Below are 20,966 nucleotides of genomic sequence, written 5' to 3'. Positions count from 1 at the left end.
ACCCGAGCTGGTTGCTCTCGCGCGCCTCGATTTCGGAATTCTTCGGATCATCTCAATGAATGCTTCGACAATTGCTGTTAGGTAATGGTTTTCGCGAGTTCGTCAACGCGTCAGTAGTTCGGTGATCAAGGCGGGTATCTGACGGTACCCGCCGAATTCGATGCGTTGGCAGCCGCCCCGTTCGGCAAAAACTTGGGTTCCCCCTGAGCCGTCTGCTCGACGGAGGTCGATCGACGCCACCTGCTGTGCGATCTGATCGCACGGTGGGGCGATGGGTGCCGCGGACACTGCGTGCATCAGCTCGACACTGTCTGTCAGTGGTAGGCGGATATGCAAGGATTCCTGGCCCAGGTTGTACCGGCACACCTGCAGTCGCCCGACGTCGTCGACGGGTGTGGCCAACGGGCTGTCGAGAGGTGAGTATCCGGTGTTCTCAGAATCTGCACGCACAGATTTGTCGACGTCGTCGTGGGTAGTGAGTTCGAACAGAGATCCGATCGAGCCCGGGCAGATTCCCGGATCGTCCGCGGATACCGCGTCGATAGGGTGCTGCTGACGACTGACCTCGTGCAAGGCATTCAGCGATACGAGAGGTGCGTCCTGGAATCCGCACGGCGCCGACGGCCAGGCGGGACGAAATGCATCGTCCGACGCGTCGACGAACCACAGGCCGATGGGCTCGAGTTCCCGTATCGCGCACGACGCCGAGATGTTGTCGCGGAACCGGTGCGATTCGGTTCGGAATGCTTCGACTGCCGCGGATACATCGCCTTCGAGGCGAACTGCATCGATAGTCAATCCACCGGCGGCGTTTTCTCCTCGTTCGCACCGGATAACCGCGACGGGCGCGAAACCGGATGGCGGATAGCCGGGTTCGGTCATGGGGATCGTCTGTGAATCCATCTGAGCGAGCCCGCTGAGTGGCGCGGAGATATCGGGCGTAGTGCAATCCGCCTGCTCGACAATCTCCGCGACCGGAGGGGTGAATGAGACGCTGTCGCTGCGGACGGAAGAATATATCGATGCGACTGCGAAGATACTTACCGCGCCGACAAAGGTGACAGCCAGGAATTTGCGCATCGTCAGACCAGCCCGGCGCTTTCGAGGAATGCCTTGGCGGCTACGGCATCCGGAAAAATGGCGCGCGAGGCGAAGTGGAGCCCGCTGTCGGAGTTGGCGTAGTCCGTGGTGCTCACGGCGTCGCGGTACTCGATGCGGGCAGCTGCGGTATGCGAGGCGTTCTCGGTGATGAGCTCTGGCCGCTCGTTCTCACGCCAGTCGAGGAGTGTTTTACGAGCCTCGGCCTGGTTTACCCAGGCGACGAAGCTGATGCTGTAGTCGGTTGAGACACTCTGGGCGAGAGTTGATTCGGAGTTGACCGTGCAGAGTAGGTACAAGTCGCCAGTCGAGTTGAGCGAGCCCGGCGAGCAGATGCTCTCGGCCAGCGCCGGTGGGAACGTCCCGATGATTGCTTTGGCGCTGTTGTGGGTTCCACCTTTCGTAGTGGTCGGTGATTCCGATGCGGTGTCGCCTACATGGTTGTTACCACCAAGCGAGAGGACCGCAGAGATGACTACGCCAACGGTGACGACCGCCGCGAGTGCGGACCGGACCAACAACCCGCTTCGCGTCTTCGATGAGAGGGAGGTTGCTACTCGCGCTCCGAGTGATGGCATCGCTGCATTATTCATCACAAAGATCGGGGCGAAGGAACATGCGCCGTGTTTGCCGCCCGGCGTGAAGACAAACGGGCATACTCGAGGTGACCGGGAGCGAGTCGACCATGGAGAGGGTGACCGGCCATGAAGAAGGACGCAGCAGGGGGTTCTCCCTCGGAATTGATCGACGCGAGGATCGAGGAACTCGGTGACTGGCGAGGAGAGATGCTCGCTCGGATCCGGGCCCTGGTCAAGGCAGCCGACCCCGATGTTGTCGAGGAATGGAAGTGGCGAGGGGTTCCGGTGTGGGAGCACGACGGCATTCTCTGCACCGGTGAGACATACAAGAAGGCTGTGAAGGTGACGTTCTTCAAGGGCGCCGCGTTGGATGATCCGACGGGAATGTTCAACTCCAGCCTCGAAGGCAACACCAGGCGCGCCATCGACTTCAACGAGGGCGACACCATTGACGAGAAAGCATTCACGGGCCTCATTCACGCCGCAATCGCCCTCAATACGGCGTAGGCGCTCTAGCTCAACAGCGCTCGGAGCATTCCACCTATTTCGACAACCGCCGCACGTGATCGTGCGCTGGGGCCGAGAACGTTCACGAAGCCGTGGATGAATCCGGGATAGCGCCGCGCGACAACGCGAACTCCGTTGTCGCGCAGCAGCTGCGCGTATGCCTCGCCTTCGTCGCGGAGGGGATCGAATCCGGCTGTCACCACAATCGCCGGTGGCAGATCGTTGAGGCTTTGTGCACGTAGCGGAGATACCCACGGGTCCAGACGATCCGAGTTCTCCCCTAGGAAGCTGTGCTCGTAGAAGTTCATATTTGCTTCGGTAAGGAAAAACCCATCGCCGAATGTCGTTCGGGACGGCCTTCTCTCGTGAAAATCGGTGGCCGGATAGATCAACAACTGCGCTGCCGGTGACAGATACCCGTCATCGCGGGCGCGGAGTGCAACAACTGCCGACAGGTGCCCACCCGCACTGTCGCCGCCCACAGCGATGCGGGTGGGATCGACGGCGAACTCGGCTGCCCGGGAAACAATGTCGAGATACGACGCATAGGCATCGTGTACTGGTGTGGGGAAAGGGAATTCGGGAGCAAGACGATACTCGACGGAGATGACTCGGGCTCCCGACGTTTCTGCCAACAACCGGCAGGGAGCGTCATGTGACTCGAGGTCACCCTGGACCCAACCGCCGCCATGGAAGAACACCAGCAGCGCACCGGATTCGTGGACGGGCACATAGAGGCGAGCGCGAAGACGGCCGTCGGCACCCTGCACGGAGATGGCTTCCGTACGCGCAGCCGCCGGTCGACCGGCCATCATCATCGCGGTCCGCGTCAATTCGGCGCGGGCAGCGGCCAGTACCTGCGGTTCCGACGACAGTGCGGGCCGCGGCCGGGCCTTGGCAAGAGTCAACAGCATGTGGGCGTCGGCGTCGAGAGTGTGTCCGTCCCTGATCACCGGCGGGCCGGTAATGCGACGTTTCACTGCTGCAGGCAGCGCGAATGCTGCTGCGACCAGGCCTGCTTCGGCGAGGCCCCGCACGGTGCGATCACTGGCGCTGTTCCGGGATTCCGACACGTGGCGCACACTACCAAGCATGAGTACTAAGGAACTGTCGATCACGCGGATCGACAACACGCACCTGGTTCGATGTGGGCACGCAAACTGGGTTCTTGTCGAGGAGGGCTCCGATCTCACTCTGATCGACGGTGGGTACCCGGCTAACGGCGGTGACGTGGAATGGTCCATCGAGCAGATCGGTCACAGCATCGGCGACGTGCGCGCTGTGCTTGTCACTCACGCTCACATCGATCACATCGGCGGGATCGCGGACATCCTGACCCGTCACGACATTCCGGTGCTGATGGACCCGTTGGAAGTCCCTCATGCGCGACGCGAATACCTGCAACAAGTGGGGCCGGTCAAGGTTCCGTTGCTCCTGTGGCGTCGGGGTGCGCCGAAATGGCTGTTCGACGTGATCGGCGCCGGCGCGCTGAAGGGCGCGGAACTGCCTCAGGCACAGGCTTTTGCGGAAGGTGTCGCCCTGGATGTTCCCGGCGCCATCGTGCCGATTCCCACGCACGGTCATACCGACGGCCACAGTGCGTATCTGATTCCCGGCGCCGGCGTCATTGCTTCGGGTGACGCCCTGGTGACGGGCCATGCCACGTCACGGCAGACCGGTCCGCAGTTCCTGGTGTGTCCGTTCAATCATCACCGAGCTGAGACGGACGAGGCGCTGGACGCCATTGCGGCAACCCCCGCCGGCGTCATCTTCCCAGGACACGGACCGGCATACGAGGGCACGATGACGGCAGCAGTCGAGCAGGCCCGCGAGGGCCGGACGAGGATGCGACCATGACCACTCTGGAAACCGTCGACCGCGGCGAGCTGCACGGATTCCTGCATCGCCCCGATGCCGCGCCGATCGCGACGTTGGCGCTCACCCACGGCGCCGGAAGCAACTGCGACACTGTGCTACTTCGCGCTGTTGCCGAGGGCTTTGCCGAGGCGGGAGTGCAAGTATTGCGATTCGATCTCGCCTATCGCGTGCGCCGGCCGAAGGGACCACCGCACCCGTCGCGCGCCGCCGAAGACCGGTTGGGAATCGCGGATGTTGTTGCGACACTGCGCAAGGATTACCCGAACGACGGGCCTGTACTTCTCGGTGGTCACTCGTACGGTGGTCGCCAGGCCTCGATGCTGGCGGCCGAGGACCCGCAATTGGTGAACGGGCTGATTTTGCTGTCCTACCCTCTGCATCCGCCGAAGAAGCCGGAGAAATTGCGCACCGAGCATCTTCCGGCACTGGCAACTCCCACAGTGGTGGTGCACGGATCGAAGGACGAATTCGCGACGACGGACGAGATGCGATCGGCGCTCGAGTTGATCCCCGCGGCAACGAGGTTGGTGGAGTTCGACGGCGCCAAACACGACCTGGGGGTGACCAAATATCCCGTGGTCGAACACACCGTCGCGGCGGCATTCGAACTGTTCGGAATCAGTCCACACTGACGCCGGTTGCCCCTGTCGGCGGCACCTGGTGAGATCGAACTATGAGTGCCCAGCAATATCAGCCCAGTTCCCTGTCCGACGTGACGGTAACCATCGACGGAGACGACACGGTAGTTACCTTCCCGAGAACGCTGCCGTACCCCGTGGACCAGGTCTGGGCGGCGGTGACCGATCCGGAAATGTTGGCCAAGTGGACTCCGTACACGGCTGATCGCAACCTGGGCAGCGTCGGCGAAGTCGTCATCGCCATGCTGTCGGAAGAAGGCGATCCGGAGATGTCGTTTCCGGCGTCCGTCCGAGTGGTCGAACAAGCTCGTCGACTCGAACATGAATGGGGCCCGGACGAATTGATCTGGGAGCTCACTCCGGTCGACGGTGGAACCGAGGTGGTTCTGACTCAGCGTTCCCGTGCCGAGGGAATGGCGTCCGCGTTGGCTGCGGGGTGGCATCTGTGCTTCGACGTCCTTGATGCGCTGCTTGCGGGTTCGCCGTTCGGTCCGATCGTGGGCGAGAAGGCACGCGAGTACGGCTGGGACGATCTCAACTCGCGCTACGCCAGTCGGTTGGGGATCGAGGAATCCGAAGTCTGGTAGCGCGTCGAGGCCCGCACGATCAGTTCCACCGGCAGTTTCACCGATTCGACGCTCTTTCCCGCCATGAGGGAGAGCAGATTCTGGACCCCGGTTGCACCGATTTTGCGGGCAGGTGAGCGAACTGTTGTCAGTGGGACGGGCAGTTGCGAGACCACCGGAATGTCGTTGTAGCCCACCAGCGCAAGGTCGTCCGGAATGCTCAGACCCAGATCCCGGGCGACGCCGAGAACACCGATGGCAATGGTGTCGCTGACCGTGAAGATAGCGTCGGGACGCGTCGGGCCACTGAGCAGTTGGGTTGCTGCTCGAACGCCGCCTTCCACCTCGAAATCGGAGGCAACGATCCGGTGGGGCGGCAGTTCCAAGCCTGCTTCGGCGAGTGCATCACGGAATCCGGCGACGCGTTCGCGTGAGGTACTGGCGTGATCCGGCCCGGCAATCGCCCCGAGGTCGCGGTAGCCGCAGTCCATCAGGTGCCTGCCGGCCAGGTATCCGCCGCGGTGGTCGTCGCCGCTGACGTAGGGGAGTCCGACGTCGATGTGGCGATTGAGGAGCAGGACCGGGAGTGAGTGGGTGGGGAGCGACTCGACAAAATCGGTGCCGGGCAGGTGGATGCTGCTGAGCATGAGGCCGTCAACCTGACGACTGATCAGGAACTCGACGGCTTTGCGCTGGGCATCAAGATCGTCGGGCGGGCTGGACAGCAGAACCGAGTAGCCGGCTGCCGTCGCGGCTTCTTCGATGCCGCCGAACATGGTGGCGACGACGCCGTCGGTGAGTCTCGGCATGACCACACCGATGGTTGTGGTCTTGCGTGTTCGCAGGCTCGCGGCCCAGAGATTTGGCTGGTAGCCGAGTTCCTCGGCGACCTGGCGAACGCGCTGCGCCGAGTCGGACCAGCCGTCAACGGGTTCGGGCTGGCGCAGTACCCGCGATGCTGTCGAGATGTGAACTCCGGCCTTGTCCGCGATTTCTCGCAGGGTGGGTGGGCGTCGGCTGCTGCGGGTCGACGGGTCCGGCGACATCAACTCGGGGGCTCCTGAGACTCATTTCGGGGATTGACGTGATGCCAATTCGGTCTCTACTCTAGGTGATGCAAACGATTGCACAATCGTTCTCGCCAATCTAGTCGAACCCGTACGTACATCCTTGGAGGCAACGTGAGCACGCCGCAGTCCCTGTCCGAACTGTTTTCCATCGACACGCTGCTCGACGCCGAGGAAATCGCGATCCGCGACACTGTGCGCACGATGGTCGAAACTCGCATCCGCCCACACATCGGTCAGTGGTTCGAGGATGCGGCACTGCCGGTGCGAGAGTTGGCGCAGGAACTCGGATCGTTGGGCGTGCTGGGCATGCACCTCGAGGGGTACGGGTGCGCCGGTATGAGCGCTACCGCGTACGGCCTGGCGTGCCAGGAACTCGAAGCCGTCGACTCCGGTATTCGTAGCCTCGTTTCCGTACAGGGATCGCTCGCGATGTTCGCGATCCATCACAACGGCAGTGAAGAGCAGAAGGAAGAGTGGCTTCCGCGCATGGCGGCGGGTACGGCCCTCGGCTGTTTCGGTCTCACGGAACCCGACTTCGGGTCAAACCCAGGCGGTATGCGCACCAATGCCAAGCGCGACGGTGACGACTGGATTCTCAACGGCACCAAGATGTGGATCACCAACGGATCCGTTGCAGACGTCGCTGTGGTCTGGGCGCGAACCGAGGACGGTGTGCGCGGATTTGTCGTTCCGACAAACACTCCCGGGTTCTCGGCGCCGGAAATCAAGAACAAGATGTCGCTGCGCGCGTCCGTTACGTCCGAGCTCGTTCTCGAGGACGTGCGACTACCCGCGTCGGCGATGCTGCCCAACGCCCGCGGCCTGTCCGGTCCGCTCGGTTGCCTCAACGAGGCCAGGTTCGGCATCATCTTCGGCTCGATGGGTGCTGCCCGCGACTGCCTGGAGACTGCAATCGCCTACGCCCGTGATCGGCAGGTTTTCGACAAATCGCTGGCCGCCTACCAGCTGACGCAGGCCAAGATCGCCGACATGGCAGTCGAATTGGGTAAGGGGCAGTTGCTCGCGATCCACCTCGGACGACTCAAGGACGCCGGCACCGTTCGCCCCGAGCAGGTCAGCACCGGCAAGCTGAACAACGTGCGCGAAGCCATCAAGATCGCCCGGCAGTGCCGAACGATCCTGGGTGCCAACGGCATCACCTTGGAATACCCGATCATCCGTCATGCCAACAATCTCGAATCGGTGCTCACGTACGAAGGCACCTCCGAGGTTCACCAGTTGGTGATCGGCCGGGCACTGACGGGTGAGGAAGCTTTCCGGTGACAACGCCTGGCGCGCTGGACGGGCTGGTGATCGCCGACTTCGGCCGGGTGCTCGCCGGACCGTATGCCACGATGATCCTGGCGGACCTCGGCGCCGAGGTGATCAAGATCGAGCGTCCCGGCGTCGGCGACGACACCCGCAGTTGGGGGCCGCCGTGGGTCGGCGCAGAGTCCAGTTACTTTCTCTCCGTGAACCGCAACAAGAAATCGGTCACGTTGGACTTGCGTGACGCCCACGACCTGGCGACCGCGCAGGACTTGGTTCGCACCGCCGATGTTGTGGTGCAGAACTTTCTGCCAGGAACCATGGACCGGCTCGGATTGGGTTACGACGCTGCGCGGGAGATGAATCCGTCGATCGTGTACTGCTCGATCAGCGGGTTCGGCGGGAACAACTCGCTTCCGGGATACGACCTGTTGATCCAGGCCGTCGGCGGTTTGATGAGCATCACCGGGCCGGACCCGCATTCGCCCACCAAGGTCGGTGTAGCGGTGGTGGACGTCATCACCGGCCTGCATGCAAGCGTCGGAATCCTTGCTGCGCTACGTCACCGGGACCGGACCGGCGAGGGCCAGCATGTCGAAGTCAATCTGTTGTCCTCGTTGCTGTCGGCACTTGCCAATCAGTCGTCCGGCTATGTCGCCGCAGGGGTGGTTCCACAGGCGATGGGGAACCGTCACCCCAGCATCGCGCCGTACGAACTGTTCGACACGGCTGATCGGCAACTCGTCTTGGCAGTGGGAAATGATCGGCAATTCGCTTCTCTGACGGACGTTCTGGGAATTCCTCTACTGGCGGCCGACGCGCGTTTTACGACAAACCGTGATCGGGTTGCGCATCGCGAGGAACTCTTCGACGCGTTGACACGTGCCTTGGCGTCTCACACTGCCGACTACTGGTTCGAGAGGTTGACGGCAGGTGGTGTTCCGTGCGGCCCGCTCAACAACATCGCCGACGCGATGGAGCTTGCCGACCGGTTGAACCTCGATCCTGTTGCCACTATCGATGATCCGCGCCGCCCGGCACCGATCCGGCAGGTGGCCAACCCGATTCGGCTCAGCGCCACTCCGGCCACCTACCGCACCGCGCCGCCGCGGCTGGGGGAGGATTCGGCTGTACCCGATTCGGCTACACGCGTAGTACCAGCTTTCCCGTGTTAGCCCCCGCGAACAGGAGATTGAGGCTGTCGCCGAACGCGTCGATGCCGCCGTCGACGATGTGCTCGCGAGCCGTCAACTGACCGCTCTTGATCCATTTCCCGATCTGTTCCTGTGCCTCGGAGTACCGATCGAGATAATCGAAGACCACAAAGCCGGCCATGGTTGCCCGGTTCACGAGAAGTGACAGATAGTGCGACGGGCCGGGCTGCGGCTCGGTGGCGTTGTAGCCGGCAATAGCGCCGCAGATGACAACGCGAGCGCCCAGGCGCAGGCGGGAGAGTGCGGCGTCGAGAATTTCGCCGCCGACATTGTCGAAGTACACGTCGATTCCGTCGGGCGCCGCAGCGCGTAGGGCTTTGTAGACGGATTCGTTCTTGTAGTCGATCGCGGCGTCGAATCCGAGTTCGTCGGTGAGCCATGCACACTTCTCGGGGCCACCGGCAATGCCGATTACCGTGCAGCCGTGGATCTTTGCGATCTGGCCGACCAAGCTTCCCACCGCGCCGGCGGCGCCGGAGACGACAACGGTGTCGCCGTCTTTCAGTTTTCCGACCTCGAGAAGGCCGAAATAGGCTGTGACGCCCGGGAATCCGAGTGCTCCGAGCCAGGTAGGCATGGGGGCGATCGATTCGTCGACCCGTGTAACGTCGGTACCGTCTGACAGTCCGAACTCCGCTGCGCCGAACGCTCCCGCGACAACCTCACCGACTTTGAACTCGGGATGCTGCGACTCCGTGATGTGACCGACGCCGTGAGCGCGCATGACGGAACCGAGTTTTACCGGCGGAACGTACGACTTCACGTCGTTGAGCCAACCGCGCATAGCGGGGTCGAGTGAGAGGTATTCGACCTTGACGACAAACTCGCCCGGTCCGGCGACGGGAATATCGGCGTCGACATATTCCCAGGTGGAGGCGTCGGGAAGGCCCGTCGGGCGAGTGGCGAGGCGTACTTGGCGGTTCGGCATGTGTCCCTCTCGGTGTGACAATTGAACTTGAGGCCGGATTCAATATAGGCGATGTTGTGGTTACAGGGGAAGGGCTCCGAAGGGATCGAGACGGGTGGGTTATGTTCAGGCGATGAGCAACACGAACGTCGAAGCGGCGCAGCAGGCGCCGGAGTGGTTCACGAAAGCGTTGTCGACGCCCACCGAGACAGGCTCGGTAGATGTCGAGGGTGCAACCGTACGATTCCGCGCCTGGGGGCCGGTCGGGCCGGGAATCGTGCTGGTTCACGGCGGCGCCGCGCACAGTCGGTGGTGGGATCACATCGGTCCGCAGCTGGCTGCGGATCACCGAGTTGTCGCCCTCGACCTGAGCGGGCACGGAGACAGTGGCACCCGCGAGAGTTACGCGCTGGCGATGTGGGCGCGCGAGATAGTCGAGGCGGCACGGGCCGGCGGGATCGAGGGAAAGCCGATCGTGGTGGGGCACAGCATGGGCGGGATCGTCTCGTTCGTGGCCTCGGACATCTTCGGCGATGAACTCGGTGGTGTAGTCATCATCGATTCGCCGTTGCGGGCATTGACGCCGGAAGAAGAAGCCAGCCGGAAGGAGAACGCATTCGGCCCGAAGAAGATCTACCCGACTCGAGAAGACGCGAAGGCGCGCTTCCGCTTCGTTCCGGCGCAGGACACCGGATTGCCGTGCGTCCGTGACCATGTTGCGGACACCTCGATGGAAGCCGTCGACGGCGGTTGGTCGTGGAAATTCGATCCGGGGGTCTTCGTTCGCACCGGTGCCGGCAAGGTGACCGAACACAGCCCGCGTTGCCGCACAGCGTATTTCCGGGCGGAGAACGGAATTGTCTCCGACGCACTGATGGCAGACATCCGAATCCTGTTGGGGCCGGAAGCCATCGTCGCGGAAATTCCCGACGCCGGACACCATGTGATGATCGATCAGCCGCTGCAGTTGGTGACCGGCGTGCGGACCGTGCTCGGTGCGTGGGCTGCGGCCGACAGGTCGGCAGCTCTGATCTAGCCGCGAGCCGCCGCTACAAATCTTGTGATCAACGCATGGTCCTTGACACCACGTGAGGACTCGACGCCACTGGACACGTCGACACCCCAGGCTCCAGTGGCGTCCAGTGCGGCGCGGACATTGTCGGGGCCGAGACCGCCGGCCAGAATCCACTGGCCCGCAGGCCGGGACTGCTGCTGCGCCCAATCCCAGGCCACTCCGGAACCGGCGTCGGCTCCGTCGATCAGGAGTTCGTCCTCGCCCAGATCGAGGCTGTAGCCGTCGCGCACCCGGCCGGAGACGACGGCACGGATTACCGTCAGGCCCGCGTCGTGTAGTCGCTGAACTTGCTCGGCGGACTCGAGATCATGGACCTGGACATACGTCAGTCCCGTGACCTCGGCAATCTCGAGGATCTGGTCGAGCGGGTTGCCCAGAAACACGCCGACAGCTCGGATGGTGCCGGGGACTCGGGCAATGAGGTCGGTGGCAAGCGCGGTGTCGACCTTGCGGACGCTCTCGGCAAAGACAAAACCAATGGCGTCGACGCCGAGTCGGACGGCGAGGTCGACGGTATCGGCGTCGCGGAGGCCGCAGATCTTGATGAAAGTCACCTGCTTCAGGGTACTAGCCGTGATCGAAGGCCCTCGATCGTGGCGAACCCTTGATTACGGCTCTACGCTTTCGACGGAGAAGACATAGACAGAGAAGACATAGCGGCATGACGAGAGGCGACACGTGGACTGGCTCTACCGGACGAGTGTGATCTCTGGGCCCGTGCCTGTGGTCTTGACGATTCTGGGCGTACTCGGTGGAGTGTGGTTGCTCAGTGGGAAGCCTCGGTGGTTCTACCGCTACGCGATTCCGGTGTGCGGCGTCGCTGCGTTGGTAATCATGGTGGCGGCGTGGATCCTGGTGGAGAAAGTGATCGTTCCTTTCCCCGATCCGATCGCGATGTCGATCTACGTGTGGATCGGTATTGCCGTGTACGGGCTGTTACTTCTCGGCCCGCGTATCAAAGCCGGCGGCAGTATTCGCAGCGCAGTGCTGTCCGTAGTCGCAGCACTACTGATGGTGCTTACAGCCGCGGTGCAGATCAACCTCGAGTTCTCCGCGTATCCGACTGTGGGAATTGTGCTGGGCCACGACGATTTCGACCGGATTTCGCTCGCGGACGTGCCAGGTCCGACCAATCCTGTTGTGACCGGCGATCCCACGGATACAGTTTGGAAAGCCCCGGACGGCATGCCAAATCGCGGCCGGGTGACGACTCTTCCTGTCCCCGGTACGGTTTCAGGATTTGTTGCGCGCGATGCCGAGGTGTATCTGCCGGCGTCGTACTTCACGAATCCCCGTCCGCTGCTGCCCGTTCTGGTGCTGATGGCCGGGCAACCCGGAAGCCCGCAGGACTGGCTTCAGGGCGGGAAGATCACCGCCACAATGGATTCCTTTGCACGCGAGCATTCCGGGCTGTCGCCGATCGTCGTGATGGCTGACGCGACCGGCACGCAGTTCGCCAACCCGCTGTGCACCGACTCGCCGGCAGGAAATGTCGCGACGTATCTTGCCAAGGATCTACTCGCCGCAGTCACTTCGGCATTCCAGGTCGATACCGATCCGCAGGCTTGGGCCATCGGTGGACTGTCGTACGGCGGAACATGCTCGCTCCAGATGGCGACCAATTTTCCGGAGATCTATCCGACGTTCCTGGACTTCTCCGGGCAGGTCGAACCATCGCTCGGTGATCGGAAACGGACTGTCGATCAGATTTTCGGCGGCGACGAGGCAGCGTTCAAGAAGGTCAATCCGATGGACATCCTGGCGAACCGGAAGTTCCCCGATTCCGCCGGCATCGTGGTGGTCGGAACCGACGACAACGACTTCAAGCCCGGTCAGCAGAAGATCTACGACGCGGCCAAAGCAGCGGGCATGAACGTCAAGTACGTCGAACTGCCCGGCGGCCATAGTTTTGTCGTGTGGTCGGCCGCTATGAAGCAGGAACTCGAGTGGCTTTCACAGCGGATGGGACTGATCAGCTGAGTTCCTTCCACTCAGTTCTACCCCATTAACTGGAACGTGTTCTATATTCGAGGTGAGGCTGTTTTCCGGCAGCCGATCGTTCAGCGAGTGGAGTGCACGCACATGTATGAGTGGTCCGACACCGACCTGATGTTCCGCGACGCCTTGCGGGGCTTTATCGACAAGGAGGTGCGGCCGCACGTCGACGAACTCGAAAGCGGAGCGCTCCCACCTTTCGACATCATCCGAAAGCTGTACTCGACCTTCGGATTGGCCGACATGGCACGCGAGGGCCTCGAAAAATCACTCGCCCGCGAGCGCGGCGACGCACCAGCCCGCGACGGTGAGAAGGGGAGCGCCTTCAGTGGGGCCGGGAGCATGGGCGTCGTGCTCAACAGCGAACTGGCCGGCGTGAGCCTTGGTCTGGTCGCGTCGCTGGGCGTCAGCCTCGGGCTTGCGGCCGGAACGATCCGCAGCCGCGGCACCCTCGCGCAGAAGGAACGGTGGCTGCCCGGACTGGTCACCTTCGAGACCGTCGGCGCCTGGGCGATCACCGAACCTGATTCCGGATCCGACGCCTTCGGCGGCATGAAATCCTACGTTCGACGCGACGGCGACGACTACATCCTCAACGGCAACAAGACGTTCATCACCAACGGACCGTACGCCGACGTCACCATCGTTTACGCCAAGCTTGACGAAGGCGACTCCTCCGTCGACCGCCGCGACCGCAAGGTGCTCGCGTTCATTCTCGACAAGGGCATGGAAGGGTTCACCCAGAGCCCACCGTTCAAGAAGATGGGCATGAACTCCTCACCCACCGGCGAGCTGTTCTTCGACAACGTCCGCATCACCAAGGACCGCCTGCTCGGCGAAACGGAAGACAGCGGAAAATCCGACGGAAAGTCCAGTGCCAAGGAAAGCTTTGCCGCCGAACGCATCGGCATTGCATCCCTGTCCCTCGGAATCATCAACGAATGTCACCGGCTCTGCATCGACTACGCCAAGTCCCGCAAACTGTGGGGCCGCGAAATCGGACAGTTCCAGCTCATCCAACTCAAGCTCGCCGAGATGGAAGTAGCTCGAATCAATGTGCAGAACATGGTCTTCAACGCGATCGAGCGCACCGCCGCCGGCGACAAGGTGACCCTCGCGGAGGCGTCGGCGATGAAGCTGTACTCCTCGCGCGCGGCAACCGAAGTTGCCATGGAAGCCGTCCAGTTGTTCGGCGGAAACGGCTACATGGCCGAGTATCGCGTCGAACAGTTGGCCCGTGACGCGAAGTCACTCATGATCTACGCCGGCAGCAACGAAATTCAGGTCACGCACATCGCAAAGGGACTGTTGGGCTAGTGCCGGCGCAGAAAAGGAATCAACGACGCTAGAACAGCGTCAGACGCCGCGACGGCACTGGCATGGTCGGTGCCGTCGATGACGGTGAGCGAACAGTCCGGGATCAGGGACGCGGCGTGCTCGGTATCGGGTCGCCGCTCCCGGTCCCTGGATCCGACGAACATCAATGTCGGAGTGATCATCTCGCGAAGCACATTGTCGTCGATTCCCGGTTCGGTGTCGGACCGCCGCATATACGCGGCCAGTGCGAGTGGATCGTTCCGCCGAAACGCCGCCGCGGTCTGCGGATCGACCGGCCTGCCGCGCCTGGCGCCCCAGCCGTCGAGAAAGCCTTCGATCCCACCCTCCTCGAGGGCGTCGACGCAGCCCGGGAAGAAGAGCGCGTCGAACGCGCCGGTCATGGGTCTGCTGCTCCCGCCGCCGACGGTCAGCGACCGCACCCGTTCGGAGTGCTCGATAGCCAAAGACAGTGTTGCGCGCCCGCCGAACGAATACCCCAGGACGTGGGCGGGTTCGAACGGTGACTCGGTGTCGAGGACCTCGAGGAGATCGCCGACCACCAGATCCATCGCGTAGGAATCGGACGTGTGCGGCTTCTCGCTGCGACCGTGGCCGCGCATGTCGACCAGGATCATCCGGTAGTGATCCTGCAGAGCTTTGACATAGCCGAAACCGCGCCAGATCGAATGCGACAGGGCGCTGCCGTGAACCATCAGCAGAGGCGTTCCAGTCCCCACAACCTGGTACGCGATCCGGGTACCGTCAACGGGGTTTCTCGCGTCCTGCATCACCGATCCATTATGGACGTGGGGTTGGCGTCGTCGCTACTCGGGATCGATGTCATGAATTCCGTTCTCGTCCATCCTGATCCATCGGGTGATGTTGATCTCCCGCAGGAACGGAAGATCGTGGCTGACAACAACCAGTGCGCCCCGGAAATCGTGAAGCGCTTGCGTGAGATGGGCAAGGCTCGGGAGGTCCAGATTGTTGGTCGGCTCGTCCAATATCAAGAGTTTGGGAGCGGGCTGAGCAAGGAGGATGGTCGCCAACGCGGCGCGGAGACGTTCACCGCCGGACAACGCAGACGCAGTCACATCGGAATCGGTTCCGCGGAAAAGGAATCGAGCCAGTTGTCCGCGGATTTCCTCGCTGGTTGCATGTGGCGCGGCCACTGCAACATTCTCGGCTACCGACAGGCTCTCGTCGAACACGTCCAGCCGCTGACGAAGTACGCGGCAGGGAACATAGGGCTGCGCCTCCACCAGTGCGTCGAGAAGGGTTGTCTTCCCGATTCCGTTGGGCCCCACAATCGCGATACGTTCCGGGCCGGTGACATGCAGAGAGGCAATCTGGCCACTGCGCAGTGGAACATTCTCGAGTGACGCCACCTTCTGCCCCGGATGTACCTGTGTATCAGGAAGATCCAGACGGATTTCGCGATCGTCGCGAAGTAACTTCTCCGCATCGGCAAGAGCGGACTTCGCGTCGTCGACCTTGCCGATATGGCTGACTGACAGTTTTCCCGCCGATACCTCGGCTTTACGCTTGCGGGTCTGCGCCAGGATCGGCGGTAGCCGCTTCTCGTCCTGAATCTTCTGGCCGTATCGCTTGCGGCGATCCAGTTTGGTTCGCGCCTCGACTAATTCGCGGCTCTGCTTTGCCAGATCGGTCTTGGCGTCGCGAACGGCAGCCAGTGCATTTTCCTGTTCCGCCGTTGTCACCTCCTGGTACAGGGAGTAGTTACCACCGAATGTCCGAAGATGTCCGCGACGAAGTTCCACGGTGAATTCCATGCTGTTCAACAAGTCCCGGTCGTGGCTCACGACCACGACAGTGCCGGGGAATTGTTGGACGGCAGCATGAACCCGGGCGCGCGCCAACTGGTCGAGATTGTTGGTCGGCTCGTCCAGCAGCAGCACCTGCGGATTTTTCAGAAGGGTCGCGGTGAGACCGAGCAGCACCGTCTCGCCGCCGGACAGCGTGCCGACGGTGCGTCCCAAAGCCTCGGTGTCGGGAACAACACGTTCGAGTCCGAGCCGGTGCAGAGTCGAGATCGCACGTTCCTCGATGTCCCAGTTGCCTTCGGCCAACGCGAAGTCGGCTTCGGTGCCCGCACCGGTTTCTATGCGGTGCAACGCAATACGTAGATCGGCGATATCCAGGATGTCGTCGACTCGAACATTCGGATCGAGTGTGATGTCCTGGCGCAGGTAGCCGATCTCACCGGAAGCGTGGACGGAACCGGCGTCGGGTGACAATCGGCCCGCGATCACACGCAAGAGCGTAGATTTCCCGGAGCCGTTCAATCCCACCAGACCGACTCGGCCGCTGGGGAACACAAAGCTCAGACCTGCGAAGACAGGTTCGCCGTCCGGCCAGGTGAACGTGAGGTCGGACAGAGACAGAGAAGAATGAGAGTGGGTCATGTGTACTCCAGAGGGTGCGGGGACCACCCGGCTCAGCCGCAGCTGATGGGTGTGGATGCCTTCGCGTAATGAACCTCTAGATGAGCAACGGCCCGTTTCCTGTTCTGTCGGGGACAATTCGACGTTGACGATACTCGCTGACCGTCGACGTCGGCAATCGAATTAACGTGTGATGTGCATCGTCAGATCTTCGGACCCTCCGTTCTCAGATCGTCGACCTTCTTCATCGCGTCCCGCAATTCTGCGAGCCACTGTTCGCTGTGCTGGCCGGCCAGGCGGACGGTCCACTTGAGTGCGTCGGCGCGCGACCTGGCAACACCCGCGTCCACCAACGTGTCGAGTACCTTGCGCTCGGGTTGACGCAACCGTGTCATCACCGGAACCGCGAGATGTGTGAACAGGACGGTCTTTTCGTCGAGTTTCACACCCCACGCCACCTTCCGGCCGTATCGGGCCTCGGCCTCGTCGGCGATGCGCATGCGATCGGCGCGAGTGGTCTCACGGAAGCGGGAGATACGGCCTTCTGCTGCCGCGGATCCGCCGTCGACGGGTGGTAATTCGCCGATCACAACGATCTCCTCGCGGTCCACCTGAACATCGGCCGGGCCGGTGAACCAGGTGTCGGGGAGTCGGCCGGCAAACCAGTCGGCCGCGTCACCGGCATCGGGAACTGATGCTTGTTGCCAACCTCCGGGGCGTCCGAATCCGCGCTCGCCGGCGCCGTGTGAGTTTTTCATGACGTTCTCCTGAAAGTCGTCTGGAGCGTTGATTGCTCTGATTACATGATTACACCGATAATCCAGTGTTCGCCACAATTTCGGGCATGATCGAGGAGGTGCGCCCATCGAGAGTTGATATTCGCCACCCGTTGATCCGAAAAATCACCGTGTTCACGGTGATGGGAGTAGCCGCCGCGAGCAGCATCGTCGCGTGCAGTAGTGGTCCTGACCAGCCTCGATCAGTGGCCGAGCAGTTCGCGTCTGCCCTCACCGACGACGATGTGACAGCAGCGGCAAACCTGACGACCGATCCCGCGGCAGCATCCACCGCGATTTCCGCGATGATCGACGGACTGGGGAAGGACGAGGGAACGTTCACGGTTTCGGAAGCTGAGCAATCCGGAGACAACGCCGGCACCTTCACTCTTGATGCAGCCTGGCACTTCGGGGAAGGCCAAGACTGGACGTACTCCACCAACGGGAATGCATCGGCCAGCGGCGATCAATGGTTGATCGAGTGGGATCCGGCATTGCTCGCACCGGATCTGAGGGCGTCGACCACTCTGCGGTACACACCCACGACCGGTGCACCGCCCGCGGTTCTCGATTCCGCCGGACAGCCCATCATGGAGCAGCAGGTGGTGACGCTGGTCAACCTCGAGCCCGCCGCCGACACCGCTGCCGTGGCGGCGCTCGTCTCCCCGATTGCCCCGACGATCACAGCAGATTCGTTGCGCAGCGACCTCGCCGCGGCCGCTGGAAAACCGATCACGGCAATCACCCTTCGTGCGGAAGACCTTGCACCCATTGAAGAGCAGTTGGCTTCCCTGCCCGGGGTGACTCTTGCCCCGCAAGCACGGTTGCTGTCCGTCGACAAGGCTCTGACGTCGCCGACCTTCAGCGGGCTGAGCGACCTGTGGCAGGAAGGTCAGGACAAATCCGCTGGGTGGGCGGTGCAAATGGTGAAGGAGAACGGGTCGGCGACGACAATCGCCGGACAGGACGGCCCGGTTGCGCCGAACATCGCAACAACAATTGACCGCACTCTTCAACTGGGCGCGGAGAACGCTCTCGCCGCGGTGACGCAGCCTGCGGTGATCGTGGCGCTGCAACCGTCGTCCGGAGCTGTTCTTGCCGTTGCCCAGAACTCGGCCGCCGATGCTCAGGGGCCGATTGCGCTCACGGGTCTGTATCCGCCGGGCTCGACCTTCAAGACCGTGACGACGTCGGCGGCGCTGCAGGCCGCAGTCGCGACTCCTGACACGATCCTGCCGTGCCCCGGCACCGAGAACGTCGAGGGCCGACAGATTCCCAACGACGACGAGTTCGATCTCGGCTCGGTGCCCCTGCACACCGCCTTCGCGCGTTCGTGCAACACGACGATGGCGCGACTAGCCGTCGGCCTGCCCGCGGACGCACTGCACAATGCGGCACTGCAATTCGGATTGGGCGTCGACTACGTCACCCCGGGCCTGACGACAGTGACCGGAAATGTGCCAGATGCGAACACACCGGCCGAACGCGTCGAATCGGCGATCGGGCAGGGAGCCGTCACGGCGACGCCGTTCGGGATGGCGTTGGTCGCAGCGTCGATCGCACGCGGTGAAACGCCGGCCCCGATGCTCGTGAAAGGACAGCCGGGGGTTGCCGACCAGACCGTGACGCCTACACCCGCGGTGGTGACCGAACAGTTGCGGACCATGATGCGTGAGACCGTCACCGGCGGTACCGCCACGACTCTCGCCGACATCGACGGACTGTTGGGCAAGACCGGAACAGCGGAAGTTGACGGCGGTCCAGCGCATGGATGGTTTGTCGGGATCAAGGGAGATCTGGCGTTTGCGGTTTTCATCGCCGGCGCAGACAGCTCCGCTCCTGCGGTGCAGGTCGCAGGCACTTTCTTGCGGTAAACCTGATTTCGATTGCAGTTCGATGACACCACCGTGGCTCAACCGTGACACGTTCGTAGGCATCCCGTGCTTGTTACGCTTGTGACAGAAGTGAAGAGTTGCACCAATGGGGCCCGGAGCACAGAAAAGCAGCCGCGGAAAAAACGTCAAATACGCCATTGCTTCGATAGCTGCTGTTGTCATGACGGTGGCTCTTGCGTCGTGCGTCGTCGGGGGAGAGAAGGAAACTGACGCCGCGACCGTTGTCGAAGATTTTGTCACCGCACTCAACAATCACGACGTCGACGGCGCCGCCAATCTCACGTCGTACCCCAATGCCGCGCGCGCAGCCATCTCGCAGATGTTCGACGGATTGGAAGCGCGTTCCACCGACTTCGACGTCGCCCAGGTCATCGACCTCGGTAGCGACTCCGGATTCTTCACCCTCGATGCGGCCTGGAACTTCGGCGAAGGCAAGGATTGGACGTACCAGTCCCAGGGTGAAGTCCGGGACCTGTCCGTGGGCTGGCGAGTGTCGTGGGATCCGTCGGTCATCGTCCCCGGACTCGGCAGCGGAAGCACTGTCGACTACACCCGAACCGACGCGGCCCCGCCCAAGGTGGTCGATGCGACCGGGACTCTGCTGATGAACGAGCAGACCATCAACGCAATCACGATCGACCCGGCCGCCACACCCGATCCCGTCGACACGACGCGCCGACTCGCGAAAGTCATCGAACCCGTCGCCCCGTTGGTGACCAGCGAATCGATGCTCGCGGACCTCGCGGCGCACCCCGGTCAGCCGGTCACAGCAGTGCTCCTGCGCGACCCCGACTATCTGTACCTCGAAAGTGACTTCGCCATCCCCGGAGTTGTTGTCGTGAAGACGCCCAAGCTCATTGCGTCGGATCGCCGGATCAACTCGCCTCTCCTGGACCCTTTACGCACCGCGTGGCAGGCAAACCGTGATGCCACCGCAGGCTGGGCGGTCAATCTTGTCGACCAAAACGGAGCGGCAGTCAAACAAGCCGGTTTCCAGGGACCTCCCGGCCCCGACGTTGCCGCGACCATGGATTCGCACACACAACTTGCGGCAATCGAAGCTGTGGTGAGCGCAGGCACTCCGGCGGCGATAGTCGCGATCCGACCCTCGGACGGCGCGATTCTTGCTGCCGCCCAGAATAATCAGGCTATCGAGCAGGGGCCGATCGCCTTCACCGGGCTTCGTCCGGCAGGCGGCACACTTGACCTCGTCCGGTTGGCGTCGTCGATGCAGAACGGCGTCGAGCCGCGTGATGTGTCCGGCGACCAGCTGGCAGACACGGCGCGGCAACTCGGACTCGGCAATGGATTCCACATTCCCAGCCTCGAGCAGCAGACGGCAACGTTTGCGTCGGATGGTTCCGGCGGGAACGAGTCGGTGAACAACATCGTGGCGAACCGAACGTCCACCGGAGCTAATGAACCGCAGGTCACGCCATTCGGTATGGCTATGCTCGCGGCGTCCATTGCCCGTGGCAGTGCCCCGACGCCGATGATGGTGTTCGGGCAGCCGGCGACGGCCGACACTGCGGCGTCAGCTCTGCCGGCCGACGTGACCGACCGGCTCCGTGATTCCATGCGCGGCGCGGGCGGTGTGGCCGGATACCCGGATCTGATTGCGGCCGGTGCGGCAAGCGGTGGCGATCGCTGGTTCTTCGGATCACGTGGTGATCTGGCCTTTGCAGTCTTCGTCGCAGATGCCGACGGCAACGACCGGGCGCAGCAGATGACGGAGAAGTTGTTCCAAGAGTTGGCTAAGCCCGCCGACAAGTAAAGAG

Annotated in this window: 20 protein-coding genes; 11 read left to right on the top strand and 9 right to left on the bottom strand. The window is 62.6% G+C overall.

Annotated features, from left to right (window positions below; genetic code table 11):
• Positions 1-102 precede the first annotated feature (102 nt).
• Positions 103-1,080, bottom strand: a complete 978-nt coding sequence (locus FFI94_RS25425) for a hypothetical protein (protein ID WP_138870256.1) — start codon at positions 1,078-1,080, stop codon at positions 103-105.
• A 2-nt stretch (positions 1,081-1,082) separates the two neighbouring features.
• The gene (locus FFI94_RS25420) at positions 1,083-1,676 is read right to left on the bottom strand and encodes a hypothetical protein (protein WP_138870255.1); all 594 of its coding nucleotides are present in this window, start codon (positions 1,674-1,676) and stop codon (positions 1,083-1,085) included.
• A gap of 126 nt (positions 1,677-1,802) precedes the next feature.
• Here FFI94_RS25420 and FFI94_RS25415 point away from each other — a divergent pair, with 126 nt between their 5' ends.
• On the top strand, positions 1,803-2,183 hold the full coding sequence (locus FFI94_RS25415; protein ID WP_138870254.1) for a DUF1801 domain-containing protein: 381 nt from the start codon (positions 1,803-1,805) through the stop codon (positions 2,181-2,183).
• Between the two features lie 5 nt (positions 2,184-2,188).
• Here FFI94_RS25415 and FFI94_RS25410 read toward each other — a convergent pair whose 3' ends face one another.
• Positions 2,189-3,256, bottom strand: a complete 1,068-nt coding sequence (locus FFI94_RS25410) for an alpha/beta hydrolase (protein ID WP_260684320.1) — start codon at positions 3,254-3,256, stop codon at positions 2,189-2,191.
• A gap of 19 nt (positions 3,257-3,275) precedes the next feature.
• On the opposite strand from FFI94_RS25410, the gene FFI94_RS25405 reads away from it, so the two are divergent.
• The 3 genes from FFI94_RS25405 to FFI94_RS25395 are packed head-to-tail and all read left to right on the top strand — an operon-like array spanning position 3,276 to position 5,286.
• Positions 3,276-4,040, top strand: a complete 765-nt coding sequence (locus FFI94_RS25405) for an MBL fold metallo-hydrolase (RefSeq protein WP_138870252.1) — start codon at positions 3,276-3,278, stop codon at positions 4,038-4,040.
• Entirely contained in the window at positions 4,037-4,693 is a 657-nt protein-coding gene (locus tag FFI94_RS25400; protein ID WP_138870251.1) for an alpha/beta fold hydrolase, read from the top strand. Before FFI94_RS25405 ends, FFI94_RS25400 begins: the two co-directional genes overlap by 4 nt.
• A gap of 41 nt (positions 4,694-4,734) precedes the next feature.
• Positions 4,735-5,286, top strand: coding sequence for an SRPBCC family protein (locus FFI94_RS25395; protein WP_138870250.1), 552 nt, complete (start codon positions 4,735-4,737; stop codon positions 5,284-5,286).
• Here FFI94_RS25395 and FFI94_RS25390 read toward each other — a convergent pair.
• Entirely contained in the window at positions 5,244-6,311 is a 1,068-nt protein-coding gene (locus FFI94_RS25390) for a LacI family DNA-binding transcriptional regulator (protein WP_138870249.1), read from the bottom strand. The genes FFI94_RS25395 and FFI94_RS25390 overlap by 43 nt on opposite strands.
• A gap of 135 nt (positions 6,312-6,446) precedes the next feature.
• Here FFI94_RS25390 and FFI94_RS25385 point away from each other — a divergent pair, with 135 nt between their 5' ends.
• Together FFI94_RS25385 and FFI94_RS25380 are read left to right on the top strand one after the other, a co-directional pair.
• On the top strand, positions 6,447-7,619 hold the full coding sequence (locus FFI94_RS25385) for an acyl-CoA dehydrogenase family protein (RefSeq protein ID WP_138870248.1): 1,173 nt from the start codon (positions 6,447-6,449) through the stop codon (positions 7,617-7,619).
• Positions 7,616-8,779, top strand: a complete 1,164-nt coding sequence (locus FFI94_RS25380) for a CaiB/BaiF CoA-transferase family protein (RefSeq protein ID WP_138870247.1) — start codon at positions 7,616-7,618, stop codon at positions 8,777-8,779. Before FFI94_RS25385 ends, FFI94_RS25380 begins: the two co-directional genes overlap by 4 nt.
• Here the strand turns inward: FFI94_RS25380 and FFI94_RS25375 are convergent.
• Complete coding sequence (locus tag FFI94_RS25375) at positions 8,748-9,746, bottom strand: NADP-dependent oxidoreductase (protein WP_138870246.1); 999 nt, start codon at positions 9,744-9,746, stop codon at positions 8,748-8,750. The genes FFI94_RS25380 and FFI94_RS25375 overlap by 32 nt on opposite strands.
• Positions 9,747-9,858: 112 nt before the next feature.
• On the opposite strand from FFI94_RS25375, the gene FFI94_RS25370 reads away from it, so the two are divergent.
• The gene (locus tag FFI94_RS25370) at positions 9,859-10,761 is read left to right on the top strand and encodes an alpha/beta fold hydrolase (protein ID WP_138870245.1); all 903 of its coding nucleotides are present in this window, start codon (positions 9,859-9,861) and stop codon (positions 10,759-10,761) included.
• On the opposite strand, the gene FFI94_RS25365 is transcribed toward FFI94_RS25370, so the two are convergent.
• Positions 10,758-11,354 carry a phosphoribosylanthranilate isomerase gene (locus tag FFI94_RS25365; RefSeq protein WP_138870244.1) on the bottom strand — a complete coding sequence of 199 codons (597 nt, stop codon included), beginning with the start codon at positions 11,352-11,354 and terminating at the stop codon, positions 10,758-10,760. The genes FFI94_RS25370 and FFI94_RS25365 overlap by 4 nt on opposite strands.
• Positions 11,355-11,478: 124 nt before the next feature.
• On the opposite strand from FFI94_RS25365, the gene FFI94_RS25360 reads away from it, so the two are divergent.
• Together FFI94_RS25360 and FFI94_RS25355 are read left to right on the top strand one after the other, a co-directional pair.
• Positions 11,479-12,780 (top strand): esterase family protein, encoded by a 1,302-nt coding sequence (locus FFI94_RS25360; protein ID WP_138870243.1) that lies wholly within the window; start codon positions 11,479-11,481, stop codon positions 12,778-12,780.
• Positions 12,781-12,882: 102 nt separating this feature from the next.
• Positions 12,883-14,112 carry an acyl-CoA dehydrogenase family protein gene (locus tag FFI94_RS25355; RefSeq protein ID WP_138870242.1) on the top strand — a complete coding sequence of 410 codons (1,230 nt, stop codon included), beginning with the start codon at positions 12,883-12,885 and terminating at the stop codon, positions 14,110-14,112.
• Here FFI94_RS25355 and FFI94_RS25350 read toward each other — a convergent pair.
• The 3 genes from FFI94_RS25350 to FFI94_RS25340 form a co-directional block, all read right to left on the bottom strand.
• On the bottom strand, positions 14,109-14,900 hold the full coding sequence (locus FFI94_RS25350) for an alpha/beta fold hydrolase (RefSeq protein WP_138870241.1): 792 nt from the start codon (positions 14,898-14,900) through the stop codon (positions 14,109-14,111). The two genes, FFI94_RS25355 and FFI94_RS25350, sit on opposite strands and share 4 nt — an antisense overlap.
• Positions 14,901-14,936: 36 nt before the next feature.
• Complete coding sequence (locus FFI94_RS25345) at positions 14,937-16,538, bottom strand: ABC-F family ATP-binding cassette domain-containing protein (protein ID WP_138870240.1); 1,602 nt, start codon at positions 16,536-16,538, stop codon at positions 14,937-14,939.
• A 182-nt stretch (positions 16,539-16,720) separates the two neighbouring features.
• Positions 16,721-17,275: a hypothetical protein gene (locus tag FFI94_RS25340; RefSeq protein WP_138870239.1), complete on the bottom strand. Its 555-nt coding sequence runs from the start codon at positions 17,273-17,275 to the stop codon at positions 16,721-16,723.
• Positions 17,276-17,361: 86 nt separating this feature from the next.
• Here FFI94_RS25340 and FFI94_RS25335 point away from each other — a divergent pair, with 86 nt between their 5' ends.
• Positions 17,362-19,167, top strand: coding sequence for a penicillin-binding transpeptidase domain-containing protein (locus FFI94_RS25335; protein WP_138870238.1), 1,806 nt, complete (start codon positions 17,362-17,364; stop codon positions 19,165-19,167).
• 106 nt (positions 19,168-19,273) lie between these two features.
• Entirely contained in the window at positions 19,274-20,962 is a 1,689-nt protein-coding gene (locus FFI94_RS25330) for an NTF2-like N-terminal transpeptidase domain-containing protein (RefSeq protein WP_138870237.1), read from the top strand.
• Positions 20,963-20,966: the final 4 nt, after the last annotated feature.

The sequence above is a fragment of the Rhodococcus sp. KBS0724 genome (genome assembly GCF_005938745.2).
Classification (GTDB): Bacteria; Actinomycetota; Actinomycetes; order Mycobacteriales; family Mycobacteriaceae; genus Rhodococcus_F.
Note: the sequence above shows the minus strand (reverse complement) of the source record. Positions and strands in the feature narration are given on the sequence as shown.